The organism is Mycobacterium sp. NTMscope_Eco_3, from assembly GCF_976985685.1.
In genome coordinates, this window is the sequence record NZ_CDRJYZ010000001.1 from 431618 (window position 1) to 448144 (window position 16527).

19 protein-coding genes are annotated in these 16527 nt (G+C 66.7%); 5 read left to right on the top strand and 14 right to left on the bottom strand.

Annotation, left to right across the window (positions count from 1 at the left end; all coding sequences use genetic code 11):
- Positions 1–285 (top strand): DUF1330 domain-containing protein, encoded by a 285-nt coding sequence (locus AC0KTM_RS02095; RefSeq protein ID WP_472414841.1) that lies wholly within the window; start codon positions 1–3, stop codon positions 283–285.
- 3 nt (positions 286–288) lie between these two features.
- On the opposite strand, the gene AC0KTM_RS02100 is transcribed toward AC0KTM_RS02095, so the two are convergent.
- From AC0KTM_RS02100 to AC0KTM_RS02130, 7 genes are all read right to left on the bottom strand, one after another.
- Complete coding sequence (locus AC0KTM_RS02100) at positions 289–489, bottom strand: ferredoxin (protein WP_007777398.1); 201 nt, start codon at positions 487–489, stop codon at positions 289–291.
- 10 nt (positions 490–499) lie between these two features.
- Complete coding sequence (locus AC0KTM_RS02105) at positions 500–1705, bottom strand: cytochrome P450 (RefSeq protein ID WP_225324040.1); 1206 nt, start codon at positions 1703–1705, stop codon at positions 500–502.
- A gap of 112 nt (positions 1706–1817) precedes the next feature.
- Entirely contained in the window at positions 1818–2618 is an 801-nt protein-coding gene (locus AC0KTM_RS02110) for an NAD(P)-dependent oxidoreductase (RefSeq protein ID WP_308193107.1), read from the bottom strand.
- A complete protein-coding gene (locus AC0KTM_RS02115) occupies positions 2615–3430 on the bottom strand; it encodes an NAD(P)-dependent oxidoreductase (RefSeq protein ID WP_472414843.1) in 816 nt (271 codons plus the stop codon). The genes AC0KTM_RS02110 and AC0KTM_RS02115 overlap by 4 nt, the downstream gene beginning before the upstream one ends.
- Positions 3430–4392: an alpha/beta hydrolase gene (locus AC0KTM_RS02120; protein ID WP_238958346.1), complete on the bottom strand. Its 963-nt coding sequence runs from the start codon at positions 4390–4392 to the stop codon at positions 3430–3432. The genes AC0KTM_RS02115 and AC0KTM_RS02120 overlap by 1 nt, the downstream gene beginning before the upstream one ends.
- A gap of 44 nt (positions 4393–4436) precedes the next feature.
- Positions 4437–6092 carry a thiolase C-terminal domain-containing protein gene (locus AC0KTM_RS02125; RefSeq protein ID WP_238958345.1) on the bottom strand — a complete coding sequence of 552 codons (1656 nt, stop codon included), beginning with the start codon at positions 6090–6092 and terminating at the stop codon, positions 4437–4439.
- A 115-nt stretch (positions 6093–6207) separates the two neighbouring features.
- Positions 6208–6531, bottom strand: a complete 324-nt coding sequence (locus AC0KTM_RS02130) for a hypothetical protein (RefSeq protein ID WP_238958344.1) — start codon at positions 6529–6531, stop codon at positions 6208–6210.
- A gap of 184 nt (positions 6532–6715) precedes the next feature.
- On the opposite strand from AC0KTM_RS02130, the gene AC0KTM_RS02135 reads away from it, so the two are divergent.
- From AC0KTM_RS02135 to AC0KTM_RS02145, 3 genes are read left to right on the top strand one after another with little or no spacing between them, the layout of a single operon-like run.
- Positions 6716–7633, top strand: a complete 918-nt coding sequence (locus tag AC0KTM_RS02135) for an NAD-dependent epimerase/dehydratase family protein (protein ID WP_238958343.1) — start codon at positions 6716–6718, stop codon at positions 7631–7633.
- Positions 7634–7650: 17 nt separating this feature from the next.
- Positions 7651–8394 carry a hypothetical protein gene (locus AC0KTM_RS02140; protein WP_472417342.1) on the top strand — a complete coding sequence of 248 codons (744 nt, stop codon included), beginning with the start codon at positions 7651–7653 and terminating at the stop codon, positions 8392–8394.
- Between the two features lie 21 nt (positions 8395–8415).
- Entirely contained in the window at positions 8416–9372 is a 957-nt protein-coding gene (locus AC0KTM_RS02145) for a TIGR03564 family F420-dependent LLM class oxidoreductase (protein ID WP_238958341.1), read from the top strand.
- On the opposite strand, the gene AC0KTM_RS02150 is transcribed toward AC0KTM_RS02145, so the two are convergent.
- From AC0KTM_RS02150 to AC0KTM_RS02160, 3 genes are read right to left on the bottom strand one after another with little or no spacing between them, the layout of a single operon-like run.
- The gene (locus tag AC0KTM_RS02150) at positions 9373–10548 is read right to left on the bottom strand and encodes an acyl-CoA dehydrogenase family protein (protein ID WP_238958340.1); all 1176 of its coding nucleotides are present in this window, start codon (positions 10546–10548) and stop codon (positions 9373–9375) included.
- 27 nt (positions 10549–10575) lie between these two features.
- Positions 10576–10872: a ferredoxin gene (locus AC0KTM_RS02155; protein ID WP_225327415.1), complete on the bottom strand. Its 297-nt coding sequence runs from the start codon at positions 10870–10872 to the stop codon at positions 10576–10578.
- The gene (locus AC0KTM_RS02160; RefSeq protein ID WP_238958339.1) at positions 10869–12173 is read right to left on the bottom strand and encodes an NADH-ubiquinone oxidoreductase-F iron-sulfur binding region domain-containing protein; all 1305 of its coding nucleotides are present in this window, start codon (positions 12171–12173) and stop codon (positions 10869–10871) included. Before AC0KTM_RS02160 ends, AC0KTM_RS02155 begins: the two co-directional genes overlap by 4 nt.
- A 36-nt stretch (positions 12174–12209) precedes the next feature.
- Between AC0KTM_RS02160 and AC0KTM_RS02165 the strand changes: the two genes are divergently transcribed.
- Positions 12210–12683 carry a hypothetical protein gene (locus AC0KTM_RS02165; protein WP_238958338.1) on the top strand — a complete coding sequence of 158 codons (474 nt, stop codon included), beginning with the start codon at positions 12210–12212 and terminating at the stop codon, positions 12681–12683.
- A 26-nt stretch (positions 12684–12709) separates the two neighbouring features.
- Here AC0KTM_RS02165 and AC0KTM_RS02170 read toward each other — a convergent pair whose 3' ends face one another.
- The 4 genes from AC0KTM_RS02170 to AC0KTM_RS02185 are packed head-to-tail and all read right to left on the bottom strand — an operon-like array spanning position 12710 to position 16284.
- Complete coding sequence (locus tag AC0KTM_RS02170; RefSeq protein WP_238958337.1) at positions 12710–13576, bottom strand: alpha/beta fold hydrolase; 867 nt, start codon at positions 13574–13576, stop codon at positions 12710–12712.
- Positions 13577–13591: 15 nt separating this feature from the next.
- Positions 13592–14005, bottom strand: a complete 414-nt coding sequence (locus AC0KTM_RS02175) for a Rieske (2Fe-2S) protein (RefSeq protein ID WP_064933395.1) — start codon at positions 14003–14005, stop codon at positions 13592–13594.
- 1 nt (position 14006) lies between these two features.
- Entirely contained in the window at positions 14007–15152 is a 1146-nt protein-coding gene (locus AC0KTM_RS02180) for an amidohydrolase family protein (RefSeq protein WP_225327411.1), read from the bottom strand.
- A 40-nt stretch (positions 15153–15192) separates the two neighbouring features.
- A complete protein-coding gene (locus AC0KTM_RS02185; protein WP_238958336.1) occupies positions 15193–16284 on the bottom strand; it encodes an amidohydrolase family protein in 1092 nt (363 codons plus the stop codon).
- Positions 16285–16527: the final 243 nt, after the last annotated feature.

The window sequence follows — 16527 nt, forward strand, 5'->3', positions numbered from 1 at the left end:
GTGGCAAAAGGTTATGTCATCTTGACCGAGGCGATCAAGGACCCGGAGGGCATGAAGACATACGCCCAGGCAGCCGGATCGGCGATGAGCGGTGCGACGGTTCTCGCGGTGGACACCGCCCCCAAAGTCATCGAAGGCGACTGGCACGGCGACCAGACCGTCGTCCTGGAATTCGAATCGGTGGATGCCGCGCGCGCCTGGTACGAGTCCGAGGGCTATCAAAAGGCGGCCAAACTGCGCCAGGCGGCGGCCGACTGCAACGCGGTCATCCTCTCCGGATTCTGACCGCTACTCTCCGACGATGGAGATCGCCTGCCGAGGGCACTGACGGACGGCCTCGCGCACGTCCGCCTCGTTCTCCGGTGTGACTTCTTCCTGGTGGACGGTCAACATGTCGTCGTCGCCGAGCTCGAAGATGTCCGGGTTGATGCCCATGCAGACACCGTTGCTTTCGCAGAGTCCCCAATCGACTTCGATCTTCTTCGTCATTGTGGCCCCCTCAGCGAAGTACCTTGACGGGCACGTTCTTCCAGCCCGCCACGTTTTGCATGGTCACCCGTTTACATCCCGCCAAGTTGACCTCGTAACGCGGCATGAAGTCGAGCAGCCGCTCCAGCGCGATGCGGCTTTCCAGGCGGGCCAGCGCGGCGCCCAGGCAGCTGTGGATCCCGTACCCGAGCCCGAGGTGCTGCGCCTCGGTGTGATCGCGCTCGATGTCGAACGTGTCGGCGTCGGTGAAGGCCTCCGGGTCGCGGTTGGCCGCGGCGCCGCACAGGAACACCGGTTTGCCCGCCGGAATGACGCCACCGCTGACATGGGCCTCTTTGAGGGTGTAGCGGACGTTGTATTGCACCGGCCCCTCGTAGCGCAGTAGCTCTTCGACCGCCCCGGGAATCTTGTCCCGGTCCTCCTGCAGCTTCTGCCACTGGTCGGGGTGGTTGGCGAAGATCACCGCGGCGTTGCCCATCAGTTTGGTGACGGTCTCCGCGCCCGCGCCGCCGAGAAGGGTTGCGAACCCGCAGATCTCGATGTCGTCGAGCTTGCGCAGCTGGCCGTCTTCGCCGGGAATCTCGGCGGCGATCAGCCGGCTGATCATGTCGTCCTGCGGCTCCTGGCGCCGCTCCTGGACCAGGCTGAAGTAGTACATGGCCGTGTCGATGTTGGCCTGCACGCCCGCTTCGCTGACCTCGATCTGGCCCGGCTCGTGGTGCAGGCTGGTGTCGATCCAGTGCCGGACCTGCTGGCGGTATTCCTCGGGCACACCGGCCATCCGGGTGATGACCTCCACCGGGAACGGCCCGGAGAAGTCCTGAACGACGTCGAAGTTGTCGGGGTCGACCGCGCCCAGGTACTTGTCGATCACCTCGATGATCGTCTCGCGCTGCGATTGGATCGCCCGGGGAGTGAACGCCTTGTTGAGCAGGCTGCGCATGTGGCGGTGCTCCGGAGGATCCATGAAGATGATCGACTTCTGCTCGGGGGCAATGCCCCGCCGCACCATCGCCAGGTCGCAGCCGCGCGCCGAGGAATACGTCTCGAAGTCCTTGAACGCGGCCGCCACGTCTTCATGGCGGGTCAGCGCGTAGAAGTCCTCTTTTTCGTCGTAATACAGGGGCGCGTCTTCGCGCATCCGCCGATAGATGTCGAACGGGTTGTTGAAGTAGTCCTCGGAGTACGGATCGAAGACAACCTTCGGTTTTGTCACTGAATCCTCCTCAGCGGCGAGGTCGGGCTGAAACCTTTACAGCGGAGTCCCCGACTGTAACGCTAACGGTAATACCTTCGTGACGAACCGGAAAGACCAAAACGCTGGGATCTCAAACCTTCTTCGCGACGTCGATCGTCGTGAGGACGTCGTCCAGCGCGCCCAGTCCGCCGCCCAGTTCCGCGGCGATGTCGCGGACGACGGCCACGTCCTTGCCGACGAAGTCGCCGGTTACCTCGATGAACGACGCGACGGACCCGCTTGCCGCGACGAGGCTCAGCACGCGACTGCTCGCGCTGCCTCGGCCCAGCGCGCTCAGCAATGTCGATTCGGGCACGCCGAGCCGCTCGCCCAGCCGGACGGCCTCCGCGAGCAGCCCGATCTGTCCCGCGAAGAGAGCGTTGTTGACCAGCTTGACCTTCTGGCCGGCGCCGACGGGCCCGACGTGCAGGACCGGATCCCCGTAGCAGGCCAGCAGCGGTCGCACCCGGTCAACCGCCGCCCCGGCGCCGCCCACGAACAGCGTGAGCCGGCCGGCCGCGATGTCGTGCGGGCCTCCGCTGATCGCGGCGTCGACGACGTCGACGTGATCGGCGCGCGCGGCGATGGCCTCGACGGTGTTGGGGCTGGCGGTGGTGTGCACCACCAGCGCCGAACCCGGCGGCATGGCCGGCAGCAATCCGCTGTCCAGGCACACCTGGCGCGCCTGCTCGTCGGTGAACACGCAGAGCACCACCACGTCGGCGTGCGCGCCGGCGTCGGCCGCCTCCGGTACGGCGCGCGCGCCGAGTTGTTCTAGTTCGCGGCGCTTTTCGGCGGTCCGGCCCAGGGCGTGGAAGTCGTGGCCGGCGGCGACCAGACGACTTACCATGGGGCGGCCCATCCGCCCCGCGCCGACGAATCCGACTCTCACCGTGGATTGCCCATGAGGCGCAGCGCCGCGTCGGCCGCCTCGAGCACGGCGCCGCCGTCGGCCCCGGCCTGCTCGGCAAGGTCGACGACCAGCCGGACGTCCTTCTGCAGCAGCCCGCCGGCCACACCGGCCAGCCGATCCAGCCCGCCGATGCCACCAAGGGCGTTGAGCGCAAAGCTATTTCCACTGCTGCGGGAGACGACCTCGGTGAGTCGCTCCGGGGTGACACCCAGCGCGTCCGCGAGCGACAGCGCGGTGGCCGCTGTGGCGAGGTTGGCGGTGAACAACAGGTTGTTGAGCAGCTTGGTGGTCTGCCCCGAACCGAGCTCGCCGAGATGAACGACCGGATCGGCATAGGTCTCGAACACCGGGCGGCAGCGTTCGACGGCCTCGGTGTCGCCGCCGGCCATCACCAGCAGGCGGCCTTCGGCCGCCGCTCCGCCGCCCCCGCTCACCGGCGCATCGACGATCGAAACACCGGCCGCCCCAGCCCGCTTCGCGAGTTCTCGGCACGTCTTGGGGTGCACCGTGCTGTGCACCGCGATGATGCCGCCCGGCTTCATTGCCGCGAGCAATCCGCCTTCGCCGCCGGTGAGTTCGTCGATGTCGGCGTCGCCGACGACGCAGAGGCAGACCAGATCGCTGGCCGCGGCCAGTTCGGCCGGTAAACCTGCGATCGTGGCCGGGGTGTCGGCGAACGCCTCCAGGGTCACGGGCCTGCGCGCCCACAACGCGGTGGGGTAGCCGCCCTCGGCGATGCGCCGCGCCATGGGCCCGCCCTGACTGCCCAACCCGATGAATCCGACGCGCATCAACCGGCCTCCAAATCGGGTTCGTCATCGGGCGAGCGTGACACCACAGTCACATTCGGGTCCGAAGGTGACTGCGCGGTCACGTTCGACGAGTCGGGCGAATCCGCACGGGCGCCCACGCATTCGTCCGCGAATGCCAGCACCTTGGCGTGGTAGTCGGCGGCCGTGTGGCCGAGGCTGATGTTGTGTCCCGCATCGGGCTGTCGGTGAACGGTGAACCGCGGCGCCGCGGAGAACAGCTCCGCGATCTCCTCCATCGCCGAAGTGTCGTTCTGCCAGACCTTTTCGTGCTCGGCGATGCTGAAGTGCACCGGTACACGCACGGCCGGGGCGAGCGCCGGGAAATCCTGGCGCGCCCAGTTCGACACCATCCGGTCCTCGTAGGACGGCGCGGTCGGGGAGACCGTGGCCCCGTTGAGAACCTCGGGCGGATACAGGCTTTCGGGTTGCCACAACAGGTCACGCAATCCCGCGGGACGACGTTCGCGCGTCGCCGTTTTCAGGATGTCCCGGGCCGCGGGGTGATAGTGCCGGCCGGTCCCGGCCAGTTCGATGCCGAGCAGATCCGCGTCGCGGCCCTCGGCGGCCATCCGCATGACGAGTTCGCAGCCGCCCGAATGGCCCATCAGGAACAGCCCGGCACCGCGCGGCTTCTGCCCGAGGATACGATTCAGCGCCCCGTAAGCGAGATCAACCCGCTGCTCGGGTTCGGCCATCGCCTCCGGATAGGGGGCCGAACTGCCATAGCCCGGCCGGTCGAGGGCGATGACCGTGAATCCCGCTGCGGCACCGGCCCGTAACAGTGACGACGAAGGGTGGCCGGGGCAATCGAAGTAGACGGCGGTGGTGCCGCCCCCGTGGATGGCCACGATGACGGCCTTCGGGTCGGGGGCTTCCGCGACGATCGCCGACATGGGCACCCCGTCGACGATGACGAGCCGGGGACGGGGGTGGGCACTCATGCGCCGCCCCTCATCGCTTCGCTCTGCATCGTCGCTGGCGGTGCTCACCGGTCTGCTCGCAGCAGGATCACGCCGCTGGGAGTGAGGCCGCCACTGCTGACGACGCCGACGCGGGCGTCGGCGACCTGGCGGTCACCGCCCTCCCCGCGCAGCTGGGTGACGGCTTCATGCAGCAGACCCATGCCGTGGGTGCGGCCGTGCGAAAGCTGCCCGCCGTGCGTGTTGAGCGGGAGTTGGCCGTCGCGCGCAATGTTCTTGCCGCCGTCCAGGAATTCCCTGGCCTCACCGATTCCGCAGAATCCGAGCGCTTCGATCCAGGACAGGCAGTTCATGGTGAACCCGTCATACAGCTCGGCCACGTCCACGTCGGCGGGTCGCAGCGAGGTCCGCGTCCACACGTGCGCCGCCTGGCCCAGCACCTGCGGCTCGTGGGTGAGAGTGCTTTGGTCCCAGTCGATTCGCTCGACAATCTGCGTTCCCACCGCCTCCACCAGCACGGGTGGCTTGGCCAGGTCGCGGGCGGCGTCAACGGCGGAGACGATGACGGCGATCGCCCCGTCGCAGGGCACGTCGCAGTCGTAGAGGCCGAACGGCGTGGTGATCGGCCGCGCGTCGAGATAGTCCTCCATCGTCATCGGAGACCGATAGACCGCGGTCGGGTTGAGTTCGGCGTTGGCTCGCTGGTTCAACGCGATCCAGCCCAGCGTCTCTTTGGTGGTGCCGTAACGGTGAAAGTGCCGCTGCGCGTTCATCGCGAGGGTGTGTGCCGCAGAGGTCGCACCGAATGGCATCTGCCAGCCCGACATCCGGCCCATCGCCGGGGCGATCTTGCCCTGCTTCATCAGCTCGCCGTGGGTGGCTTCCCACAACGTCCGGAAGCACAGCACGTGACGCGCCAATCCGCCTGCGACAGCGAGCATCGCGACGATCACGGAGCCGCCCGGGCCGAACGTCTCCATGGCGCCGTTGTGCCATGTCGGCCGAATGCCCAGCGCGGCCTCGAGTGCGGTGACGCCGCCCTCCCCGAATCCGCCGACGTTGATCGCGCCGGGGTAGGTGGACAGGCCGTCGATGTCGGCGATCGTCAGTCCGGCGTCGGCGATGGCCGCCTCGCAGGCCTGCACGGTCAACGCCAGGGGCGGCCGCATCAGCCGACGCCCGATGGGCGACATGCCGATTCCCGTGAGGGCGACCTTGTCCTCGAACTTCTCGGTCGTGAGCATGGGCCGGACGTATTCGCCGAAGCGGTCGGGCGCGATCTCGTCGACCGGCAGCCGGCCGGGCTCGGCGTCGGTGACGGGCCGAAACAGCGGAAACCACACGTCTTCGACCTGCTCGAAGACGACCTCGACCTGCTGGCCGAGTTCGAGCTTGTCGGGATCGCATTCCACGATGTTGGTGGTCAGCCGAACCCGGGGGTCTTCATCGATCGCGACCTGGGCGACCACGTACGGCGCCGGCAAGCCGGGCAGGCTGAACCGGTGGTTGATGGTGAATCCGGCGAGGGTCGCCCTGCCCGAGACGGCCCGGACCCCGATATCCAATGAGCGGCAGTACCGGCAGACCGGCGCGGGCGGATGGATCAGCGATTCGCAGCTCTTGCATTCCTGCAGCCGTAGCTTTCCGTCGGCGCCCGAAGTCCAGAAGAACTCGTTTTCGGGCGTGACCAGGGGCAATGGGCGGCCGGGTGCTGCTGACACGTCACCTCCGGTGCGTCACACGGCCAACTCGGTAGGGCCGTTATACGAATCGGAGAATCACGTTATCACTTGCGAGCAGGCACGATCTAGACCGCAGCCTGCCGTGCGAGCACCGTCAGTACGGCACCCAGGTGCCGGTGAAATAGGTGCCCCATTGGTGAAAGCCGGCATTCCACATCGGTTCGTTCGGTGACCACGACGGACGCGGCGGAGGGGGTGGCGGCACATCCTGCGCCGCGAACGGCGGCGCGTATTCCGGCGGGGCGGCGTACCAGTCCGGCGGTGGCGGCGGCGGTTTGCACTCTTCGGTCGTCCGATTCCAGGACATGTTGCGATCGCACTCCGCCGAGCCGATCGCCGGGGTTGCGATCACCCCGACCGCCATCGCCGCGAAGGTGACCGCGATGACGGCGGTCAGGCGACGAACAAACCACTGCATGGGGGCCTCCCACTGGGCCATTCCGACCTTGGCGGGTTCAGCTTATGCCGTTGATACCGCCACGACCAGGGGAAAGTTCCTCCGCGGACGACGCGACATCGAGCGCGCCCTGCCGTGGCGTTTCGCTTCGGCCGAGAGTTATGCTCCAAGAGCGTTATCAAGTACTTAACATTCGGAGGCCTGGTTGCTCGAAGCGGAGAAGATCCTGATCACCGGGGCGACGGGCAAGATCGCGTTTCCCATCGCGCGCGCCCTGGCGGCCGCGGGAAACGAGGTGTGGGGCGCCGCCCGCCTGAAAGATGCCGCGGCCCGGGACAAACTCGTCGAGGCCGGCATCAAACCCGTCGCGCTGGACGTCGGCGCCGGCGACTTCTCCGGTCTCCCCGAGGATTTCACCTACGTCTTTCACGCGGCGGTCGACCCCGGCGCAGACGACTGGGGCCACTGCGTCGAAACCAATGCGCAGATGTCGGGCGAACTGCTCTACCACTGCCGCACCGCCAAGGGCTTCGTGTTGTGCTCGACCGGTTCGATCTACGCCTACCAGGGACAGCGCCCCTTGACCGAGGCCGATCCGCCGGGGGTGCCGCTGCGCGCCAACTACAGCTTCTCCAAGGTTGCGGCAGAGGCGGTTTGCACGTGGATCGCCAAGCATTTTCACATTCCGCTGACCATCATCCGGATCTGTTCGACGTACGGCCCCCAGGGCGGTGCGCCCGCCGACCGCCTCGATGCGATGCTGGCGGGCAAGCCCATTCGACTGCACCCCGACAAGCCGAACAACTACAACCCGATCTATGAAGACGACTACGTGGAACTCGGCATCCGCGCCATGGAAGTGGCCGCGACGCCGCCGGTCGTGGTGAACTGGGCCGGCAGCGAAACGGTCAGCGTCGAGGATTACTGCACCTTCATGGGTGAGTTGATCGGTGTCGAGCCCATCTTCGAATACACGCCCGAGGCGCACACGCCGTTATGGCCGGACGTCACCCACATGCATGAGGTGCTCGGCCGCACGAAGGTGCCGTGGCGTGAGGGCTTCCGCCGCATGATCGCGGCCCGCCACCCGGAAATACCGCTGCCCCAGCATGATTCGACGTGAACGTGAGGACGAACGCGATGCATCTACCCGGCACACCCTCGGATGAGGTCACCGAGGTCCTTGCCACCGGCGACGGCGGGATCACCACCCTGTTCGTGTCCATGGCGACCCGCCACCCCGACGGTAAGGATGCCGAGTACCTGCGCTGGCACACCCTTGACCACCGTCCGGAACAACACCGTCTGGCCGCGGTGCGCGCCTCGTTGCGCCTGGTGTCCACGCCTGCGTGCCGCTCCGCGCGTGCGCTCACCGACGGGCCGTTGAGCGCGGTCGACCACGTGATGACCTACTTCTTCGCCGACGTCGCCGGCCTGCACGATTTCAACGAATTGTCCACCGCCCTCGGCAATGCCGGCCGCAAGCTGCCCTTGCTGCCCCCGGTGGAGCGCGGCGTGTACGACGTCCAGCACAAGGCGTCGGCGCCCGGAATCAAGGCCGGGTCGGACGTGCTGCCCTGGTTGCCTGCGCGGGGCGTGTACCTGTTGGTCGAACGCGGATCGGCACCCGCGCACCGGCTGCTCGAAGTCGACGGTGTCACCGGCGTCTGGTCCGCGCTATCGCGTCAGGTCGACGCCGAACTGGCCAGCGCTCAGGGCAATCAGTCGATCACGTACTGCTTCTTGGATGACGATCCGGTCGTCACCGCCGAACGGATGCGGGCGGTGCTGTCCGACCGCTGGGCCGATGGCAGTGTCGAACCGCTGTTCGCCGCACCGTTTTTCGCGGTGGTGCCCTACGAGTGGGACCGATATGTCCCTTAGGCAAGGGGAGTCGAGGGTCGCATGCGCATCGGCTTGATGATTGGCTCCGACAAGGAGCGCTCACGTGCCGACCGGCTCGCCGGGCTGATCGACGACGGCGCCGGCGCCGAAACCGCCGGCTTCACCGCGTTCTGGATCCCCCAGGTGCCCGGCTACCTCGACGCGATGACCGCCGTGACGCTGATCGGGCAAGCGACCGATCGCATCGAAATCGGGACGGCGGTCGTCCCGATTCAGACGCGCCATCCGATGATCATGGCGCAGCAAGCCTTGACCACGCAGATCGCGTGCGGCGGGCGGTTCACGCTGGGCATCGGTCCGTCACATCATTGGATCGTCAGCGGTCAACTGGGACTGCCGTACGATCGCCCGGCGCGCCTGATGGGCGACTACCTCGAGGTGCTCGCCGCGTCGTTCGGCGGGCCCGGCACCGTTGAAGTGGACAACGAAAGCTATTGCGTCCATTCGCCGGTGGACGTCACGGACACCTACGGCGTGCCCGTCTTGCTGTCGGCACTGGGACCGGCGATGCTGCGACTCGCGGGCGAGCGAGCCGGCGGCACCGTTTTGTGGATGGCCGACGAGCGAGCAATCGGGGACCACGTCGTCCCCCGCATCACCGCGGCCGCGACCGGGGCCGGCCGGACCGCGCCACGGATCGTCGCCGGCGTTCCCGTCGCACTGTGCTCGGCCAACGAGACCGACGATGCCCGCGCCTACGCCAGCGAGGTGCTCGGGCACGCGGATTTCTCGCCGAACTACGTGCGGCTGCTGGAACACGGCGACGCCGAGGACGTCGGCGACACCATGGCGGCCGGTGATGAGTCGACGATCCTCGCGCGGCTGTGCCGCTACCGTGACGCGGGCGTCACCGACCTGGCGGCGCGAATTGTGCCACTGGGCAAGGATGTCGATGAACGAGCCGAATCGCGGCGCCGGACCCAGGAGTTCCTGTCGTCGCTGTGTCCGGAATTGTGATCAGCGCGCCGGCAGGCCCAGGACCCGCTGGGCGATGATGTTGCGCTGAATCTCCGACGTGCCACCGGCAATGGTGCCCGCGTAGCTGCTGATGTAGCGGGCGAACCAGCTGGCAGTGAAAAGGTCGGGGGCGTAAGGGTTGTACGGGGCCGTCAGCGCCTTGGCGCACAAGCCGTCGACGCCGGCCGCGTCCAGCGCGTGACGCAGCGCGCTCTGCTCGGCTTCCGAACCGAAGACCTTCAGCACCGACAAAGCGGCCACGTCGACGTCGCCGCGGGCCGCGCGCCCCAGCGCCGCCGAACCGAGCAGCCGCAGCGCGTAGTAGTCCATCACGATCGTGGCGTAGTGGTCCGCGTTCACCTCATCGGCCGGCCGGTAGTCCTCGAGCAGCTGCTCGAGCCGGTTCGCGAACGCCATCCACATCAGGGTGCGTTCGTGGCCGAGCGACCCGTTGGCGACCCGCCATCCGCCGTTGAGCGGGCCGACCAGGTTGCCCGCCGGTACCCGGACATCGTTGAAGAACACCTCGTTGAAGTCCAGCTCGTCGCGGTCATAGACCGACGCGAAGGGGCGGCGCTCCACCCCCGGGGTGTCGGTTGGGATGAGCAGCGCGCTGATCCCCTTGTGCCGGGGCGCATTTGGATCGGTGCGAACGAACGTGAGGATGACGTCGGCGTCATGGGCGCCCGAGGTCCATACCTTCTGCCCGTTGACCACGAAGTGGTCGCCCACCAACTCGGCTTTTGTCCGCAGCCCGGCCAGGTCGGAGCCGGCTCCGGGTTCGCTCATACCCAGTGACGCGGTCTTGTCGGCCCGCAGAATCGGGACGGCCCAGCTCTGCTTTTGCTCCTCGGTCCCGAAGGACAGCAGCGACGCGGCGATGATGCCGACGCCTTGGGGGTTGAAGCAGTGATAGATCCGGCGCCGCGAGAGTTCTTCGCGGTGCACGAACTGTTGCAGGATGTTGGCGTTGCGGCCGCCGAATTCCGGCGGGTTCCCGGGCAGCAGCCATCCGTGGTCGAACTGGAGCCGCTGCCAGCGGCGCGACCATTCGGGCACGTGTGAGGTCGACGAAGGGCGCTCCGCGGCCTGCGCCTCTGTGGGCAGATGTTCGGCGAGGAAGGCGACGAACTCCGCGCGGAAGGCTTCGACTTCGGTGTCAAAGGTGAGTTGCATGTTGCTAAAAACCGGGCCCGCAGAAGTTCATCGCGTGAATCCCCATTCCGCCTCGTTCTCTTCGGTTTTGAGATTCGCGGCCGGATCTGAGGCATCGGTGAGTGGCGGCTGGGGGGCGCGGGAGGTGCGCTGACCGATTTCGGTGATGGCGTGCACCGGGCAGTCCAGCAGCGCCCGCATGACCGCATCACGGTCCGCCTCCGCCACCGTGCCGTCCCCGATGAGGGACGCGTACCCCCAGTCATCCAGCGAGAAGTATCCCGGCGCGTGTTTGGCGCAAATGCCGAAGCCGTCGCAAACAGTGCGGTCCAGACGGATTTTCATGCCTGCCTCACAGCTTCCGCCTCGTAGGGACGGTCGGCGTGGAATGCGCCGCGGGCGCAGTCCGGGCACGCGCCGTCGAGGTGCGCACCGACTTCGTCCGGGAACTGGTCGAGCAGGCTGGCGGCCACGTTGGTGGCGGCATCCAGGGTCGCGCACGCCCCGCGCCCGCGCAGCACCACCGACCAGCGGCGCAACCGCTCGACGTCCTCTGTGGTCGCGGCGCCATCACGCAGGGCGCCGGCCGCCGCGGCCATCGCCGCCGTCCCGTTGAAGCAGGAGCCGCACTGGCCGGCGTTCTCGCGGTCGAAATAGGCCAGCACCGACGCCGCCACCGCCACGGGGCAGTCGTCCGTGATGACCGAGATCGCGCCGCAGCCCAGGCCGCTGCCCACCCGTCGCATCGTCTCGTGGTCCAGCGTTGTCTCCAGCACAGAGCGGTTGAGTAGGCCGGCGAAATAGCCGCCCATCAACGCGCCCCGCACTTGGTCGGCCGGAACACCGTGCAGGGCAAGCAATTCGGTGAACGGCAGCCCATGGGGAAGCTCGTAGAGGACCGGCGGCCGCCCGGCCCCGGTGATGGTGGCCAGGAAGGTGCCCGGCGACAGCGGCGTGCCCTGCGCGCGGAACGCCGCCGACCCATGCCGCTGTAGGTAGGGCAGGTTGGCCAAGGTCTCGACGTTGCTCACCAAGGTGGGCCGGTCATCGACGCCCGCCTCGAATGGGCGGGGCGGCTTGTCCGTTGGCTTTGCCGGGCCGCCGTTGATCGCGCGGACCGCGGCGGTCTCCTCACCGGCCACGTAGCCGGCCGGCACGCTCAGCATGGTGATCGTCACGCCGAGCGTGTCGGGACCCAGTTCGCCCAGTGCGGTTTCGACGCTGTGCGCCGATTCCGGGTCCGACACATAGATATAGGCGCGGTCGGCGGAGACAATGGCCGCGGCCGACCGCAGTCCGTCCAAGACCAGGTGCGGGCGATTGCGCAGCAGCCAGCGGTCCTTGATCGAAGCCGGTTCTCCCTCTTCGCCGTTCGCGACGACGACGGGGCCGCCGGTGTCCGCCATCAGGCGCCCGTTCTCGCGGACCGTGCGCAATTTCACCGCGAGCGGGAAGGCCGCGCCGCCCCGGCCGACCAGTCCGCTGGCCTCCACCTCGCTCAGCAACGCGTCGGTATCGGTCAGCGGTTGATAGCCGCCGGTTTGCTGATAGGCGGCCAGGTCTTCCCGGCCGGCCTGCTCGGGCAGCAACCGCGGTGAGCACCCGGCGGGCACGGCGGTGGTGGTTGTGGACTGAGTGGTGTTCAAAGCTGGCCTGCCATCGTCTTGGTTAGGCTTGCACACATGCGAACTGCCGTGGTGCGTGTCAACGTCGACCCGGAAAGCGGGCTCACGCCCGCACAATTACGTGATGGCATGGCAGCTCTCCACGAGCTCGCGGCCGAGGTGGGCGCCGAGGTGGTCAAAAACGACCTCGCCACCATGCCGGTGCGCCGACGCGAGGTCGAACTGCTCATCGCGGCCGAAGACGGTGGAGCCGCGCAGAAAATCGCAATCGATGTGTGCGCCAAAGCGTTTGGCACCGCCCCCAACCCGGGCGTCATCACCTTCGTCAGCCGCGGGACCGACGACGACGCGCACGGGGTGCTGTCCGCGTTCGGGCTCACCGGTGACATCGAGCGGACCCCGGGCGACGACGGCTTCGACATCGTTCACGTGACGCTTCGTGAGAAAGACCTCGAACGCATTCCGGAAAGCCGAGTGCACACGGCGCTGGAGGCGTCGCTCAATTGCGAGGTCCACATCCGCACCAGGTAGGAATCTCACAGAACGACGTAGCGCCATTACGAGCCCAGGAACTCGAGGATCGCCGGTGCCGCCTGCACCCACGTGTCGAACATGTTGAAATGCTGCACCCTGCCCGCGGCGCGGTCTTCGGACGCGCGCTCCCAGGCGTCCTCCGGCCAGGGCGGATCGATGAGCTTTGATCCCTTGATCAAGCAACTGACCTCCAGCGATGTCCGCTTGGGGTGATCCATGTCGTTCTCGCCACCACGAATGATCAACGTGGGCACCTGGATCCGGTCGAACATCTCGTCCTCGACACCCGGAATCGTCTGTCCCGGCTTCGAAACGAATGCGTTGAGCCAGCGCAGCATGACCTTGAGGAACTCGCCGGAGTCGAAGTCGAGGAACCGCTGCTTGTTGTCCGGGTTTTCCTCGATGCGCTCCCGCCATTCCTGGACCTTGACCACGCCATCCATGCCGGTGCCGCGCACGGCGAGAATGCTGGGAACGATGTAGAAGGAGCCGAGCACGAAGGTCCCATAGATGCCACCGACGATGTTCCACACCACGAGCTTGGTGACCATCTCGGGGTAGAGCATCGTGGTGAGCATGGAATCCCGTGCCCCGCCGGAGCCTCCGGCGAGAATGCAGCGCTCGAAGCCCAAGCCCGTCACCAGTTTGTGCAGCGTCTCGGCGCGCATGTGGGACTCGCTTTGTCCGTAGAACTGCACGTCTGAGGCGCCGCAATTCGGCCGATCCCACAACAGCACCCGATAGCCGCCCGCGACCAGGGCGTCGGCCAGCGGGCGCAGACCGGGGATCTCCATGCTGAACCGGCCGCCCGGCGTCAGAGCAATGAGATCGCCTGAGTCACCGAGGATTTCGTAGACGACATTTCCCCCGTTGATCTCGATAGAAGGCACCCGATTCTCCTGTAGTTAGGCCTGTACCAAAACGTCGTTGCCGACGACGCGCACCGGATAGGTGCGGATGCTCCATTCCGGCTTGACCGCGGTGGTGCCGGTCGCGAGCTCGAAACCCCATTGGTGCCAGGGGCAGTAGATGTATTCCAGGTCGCGCACCATGACCGAATCACCGGGCGCCGTCTCGTCGACTATCGTGCGGCCCCGGGCACGTCCCGAACACAGCGGACCGCCTTGGTGGGGGCAGTAATTCGCGATGGCGTAGAAGGTGCCGTTGACGTTGTACACACCGACCCCGTGTCGTCCGATCGGTACCAGTTTGTGTGTGCCCGGCGGGATTTCGTCCACCGTCGCGACGACATGCTCGCGGCCCTGGGCGAGACGGGGCTCGGGGCGCCTGGTGGTTGCCCCTTCTTCTTGCGTCGTCAATTCAGAGCACCCGGGTCTGACCCTCGAGGACCGGAACGGTCTCGGGCAGGTGATAGGTCGCGATGCCGTTCTTGTACATCACCGCGTCGCGGGCCGCCTTGGGAAGGTGCTTGACCAACCAGCGGGGGTCGTCGAACGTCCAGTGCGGGTAGTCCGAGGAAAATAGCAGGATCTTCTCGCACTCCATCCATTCCAGCGCCCGAGTCAGTTCGGTCTTGTCTTCGGGGTAGTCCAGCGGCTGGGTGGTGAACTTGATGTGGTCCTTGACGTATTCCGACGGCTTGCGCTTGATGTCCACCCACGACTTGCGCGCTTCGTAGATCGAGTCCATGCGCCACATCAGGGGCAGGATCCAGCTGAAGGCGTGCTCGACGAACACGATCCGAAGCGTCGGGAACCGGTCGAAGACGCCGTCGAAGATCAGGCTCATCACCTGGTTGGCGGCCAGCAGCGAGTAGGTCACCATGAAATCGTGGTTGTAGCTGGGGAATCCGACCGGAGGGATGGGTAGCTCGTCGAACTGGCTGCGCGACAGGTGGCAGCTCACCGTGATGTCGTGCTTGGTGGCGGCCGCCCAGATCGGGTCGTACTTCGGGTGTCCCCAGGACGGGCGCGGCTCGGCCTTGATCAGGATCTGCGCCATGTAGGGGTGTCCGGCCCAGCGCTCGATCTCGCGCACCGACTCTTCCGGCTCCTCGATGGCGAGGCAGATCGAACCGCGCCACCGCTCGTGCCAGTTGTTGTGGCTGTCCAGCCAGTGATTGGCCTGCCAGTCGTTGAGTGCGGCCGACATCGCATGTTGCGCTTCGGGAATGCGCGCCGGGTACGCCGCCGGCTCCAGGATCGCGATGTCGGAGCCGGCCTCCATGATCAGCTGACGAAACGCCAAGTCCGGGTCGCTGCACGGAAACTCGCCGTTGGCGGGGAAGGAGTCCACCCGCATCGCGTACGAGTGCGCGTAGTCCGGGGCGTCGTAGTAGATCTGCTCGCCCACGTTGCGGGTGAGGAAGTACTTGCTGCGCCAGGGCTCGGGGATGTACGGGAGGAGCTCTCCGCGCTTGGGTGCCGGGTGGACGTCCGAGTCGACGCACCGGACGGCGATGCGCTCGGCAGCGGGAAGCCGCTCCTGAGAATGGGTCAAACTCATCTGAAACTCCTCGTCTTTCTCGGTCCGCCCGCGTCCACTTCTACTGTGCGCCCACCCCGGCGGGAATGTCTATGCCGTACAGCTGCGCGGCATTACGCCAGCACAACTTCTCGCGCTGTTCGGCCGAGAGCGCGCTGGGCAGCTTCGTGATATCGCCGCACTGCCAGTGCGGATAGCTGGATCCGAACATCACCATGTCGTCCTTGCCGGTGAAGCCGAACCATTCGCCGGCGAACTCGACGTCGCCGGGACCGTCGAGGCTGCCCTGGACGAAATACACGTGCCCGGGCAGGTAGTCGCTGGGGATCCGCGGGGACCACGGCGTCTGCTCCAGGTGCGGCCGGCCAAACGTGTCCATCCGCCAGATGAACGGCGTGATGAAGTCGGCGGCGCCATCGCCCCACACGAACTTGAGGCCGTCGAACCGCTCGAAGACTCCCTCGGCGATCATGTTCATCAGGTGATACAGGTAGTTCAGCGCCATGAAGCTGACGTACTGCTCGTAGGTGCGGGTGTTCCCATTCGGCGTCGGCGGAAACGCGATGCCCGACCCGACCTCGATGTGCGCGGCGACGGGCAGGCCGGCGTCGACGGCCGCTTCCCAGATCGGCCAGAACTGCGGTTTGCCGTACAACTCGCGGGACTGCAACGGGACGCCGATCTGGACCACGCGCGGATGGGAGCGCCATCTCTCGATCTCGCGCAAAGCGCCGGGGATGTCATCGGGGTTGACCCGGATGGTGCCGCGGAACCGCTCGCCGAACTCGCTGGATTCCAGCCAGTTCGACACCATCATTTCGTTGTGCGCGGCGTGCAGCGCGCTGCCCAGATGCCGGTCCGGCATGATGCCGCGGGCCATCGGGTGCAGGACCGCCACGTCGACCCCGCGCTTGGTAAACAGTTCAGTGGCAACGAATTCCGGATCCGACCCGGGGTACTGGCGGTCCGGCCCCTCGGTGTTGGGCGCGTACTCCCCGCCGGGGGCGCCGTACCAGTCCATCTCGTAATCGGGGAAGCCGCGGCTTTTGAACGGCTCGCGCAGCGTTTTCCGCAGCGCCTTGTTGGACGGGAAGAAGATGTGCACGCTCGCGTCGATCAGCGGTGTGCGCGTCCCGTCAGCGTGTGTGATCACGAGAGCCACCCTTCGGCTCCGGCGCCGGCCAAAGCGGGCCGTGCGAGGTCATATGATAGCCAATCTAACATTTTCTGGAGCGGTCAATCAATGGGTTTCCGGTAAGCATTTCGTTTAGTCATTAACGCTGGTAATGGGCTTTTTGTAGGTTCCTGGGCAAGTGTGGTTCTTCATTCCGGATAATACCATTCTCCCGGGTTGACGAGGGATGGGATCCGTGCGGCCTGCGCCGCGGACGCCCGG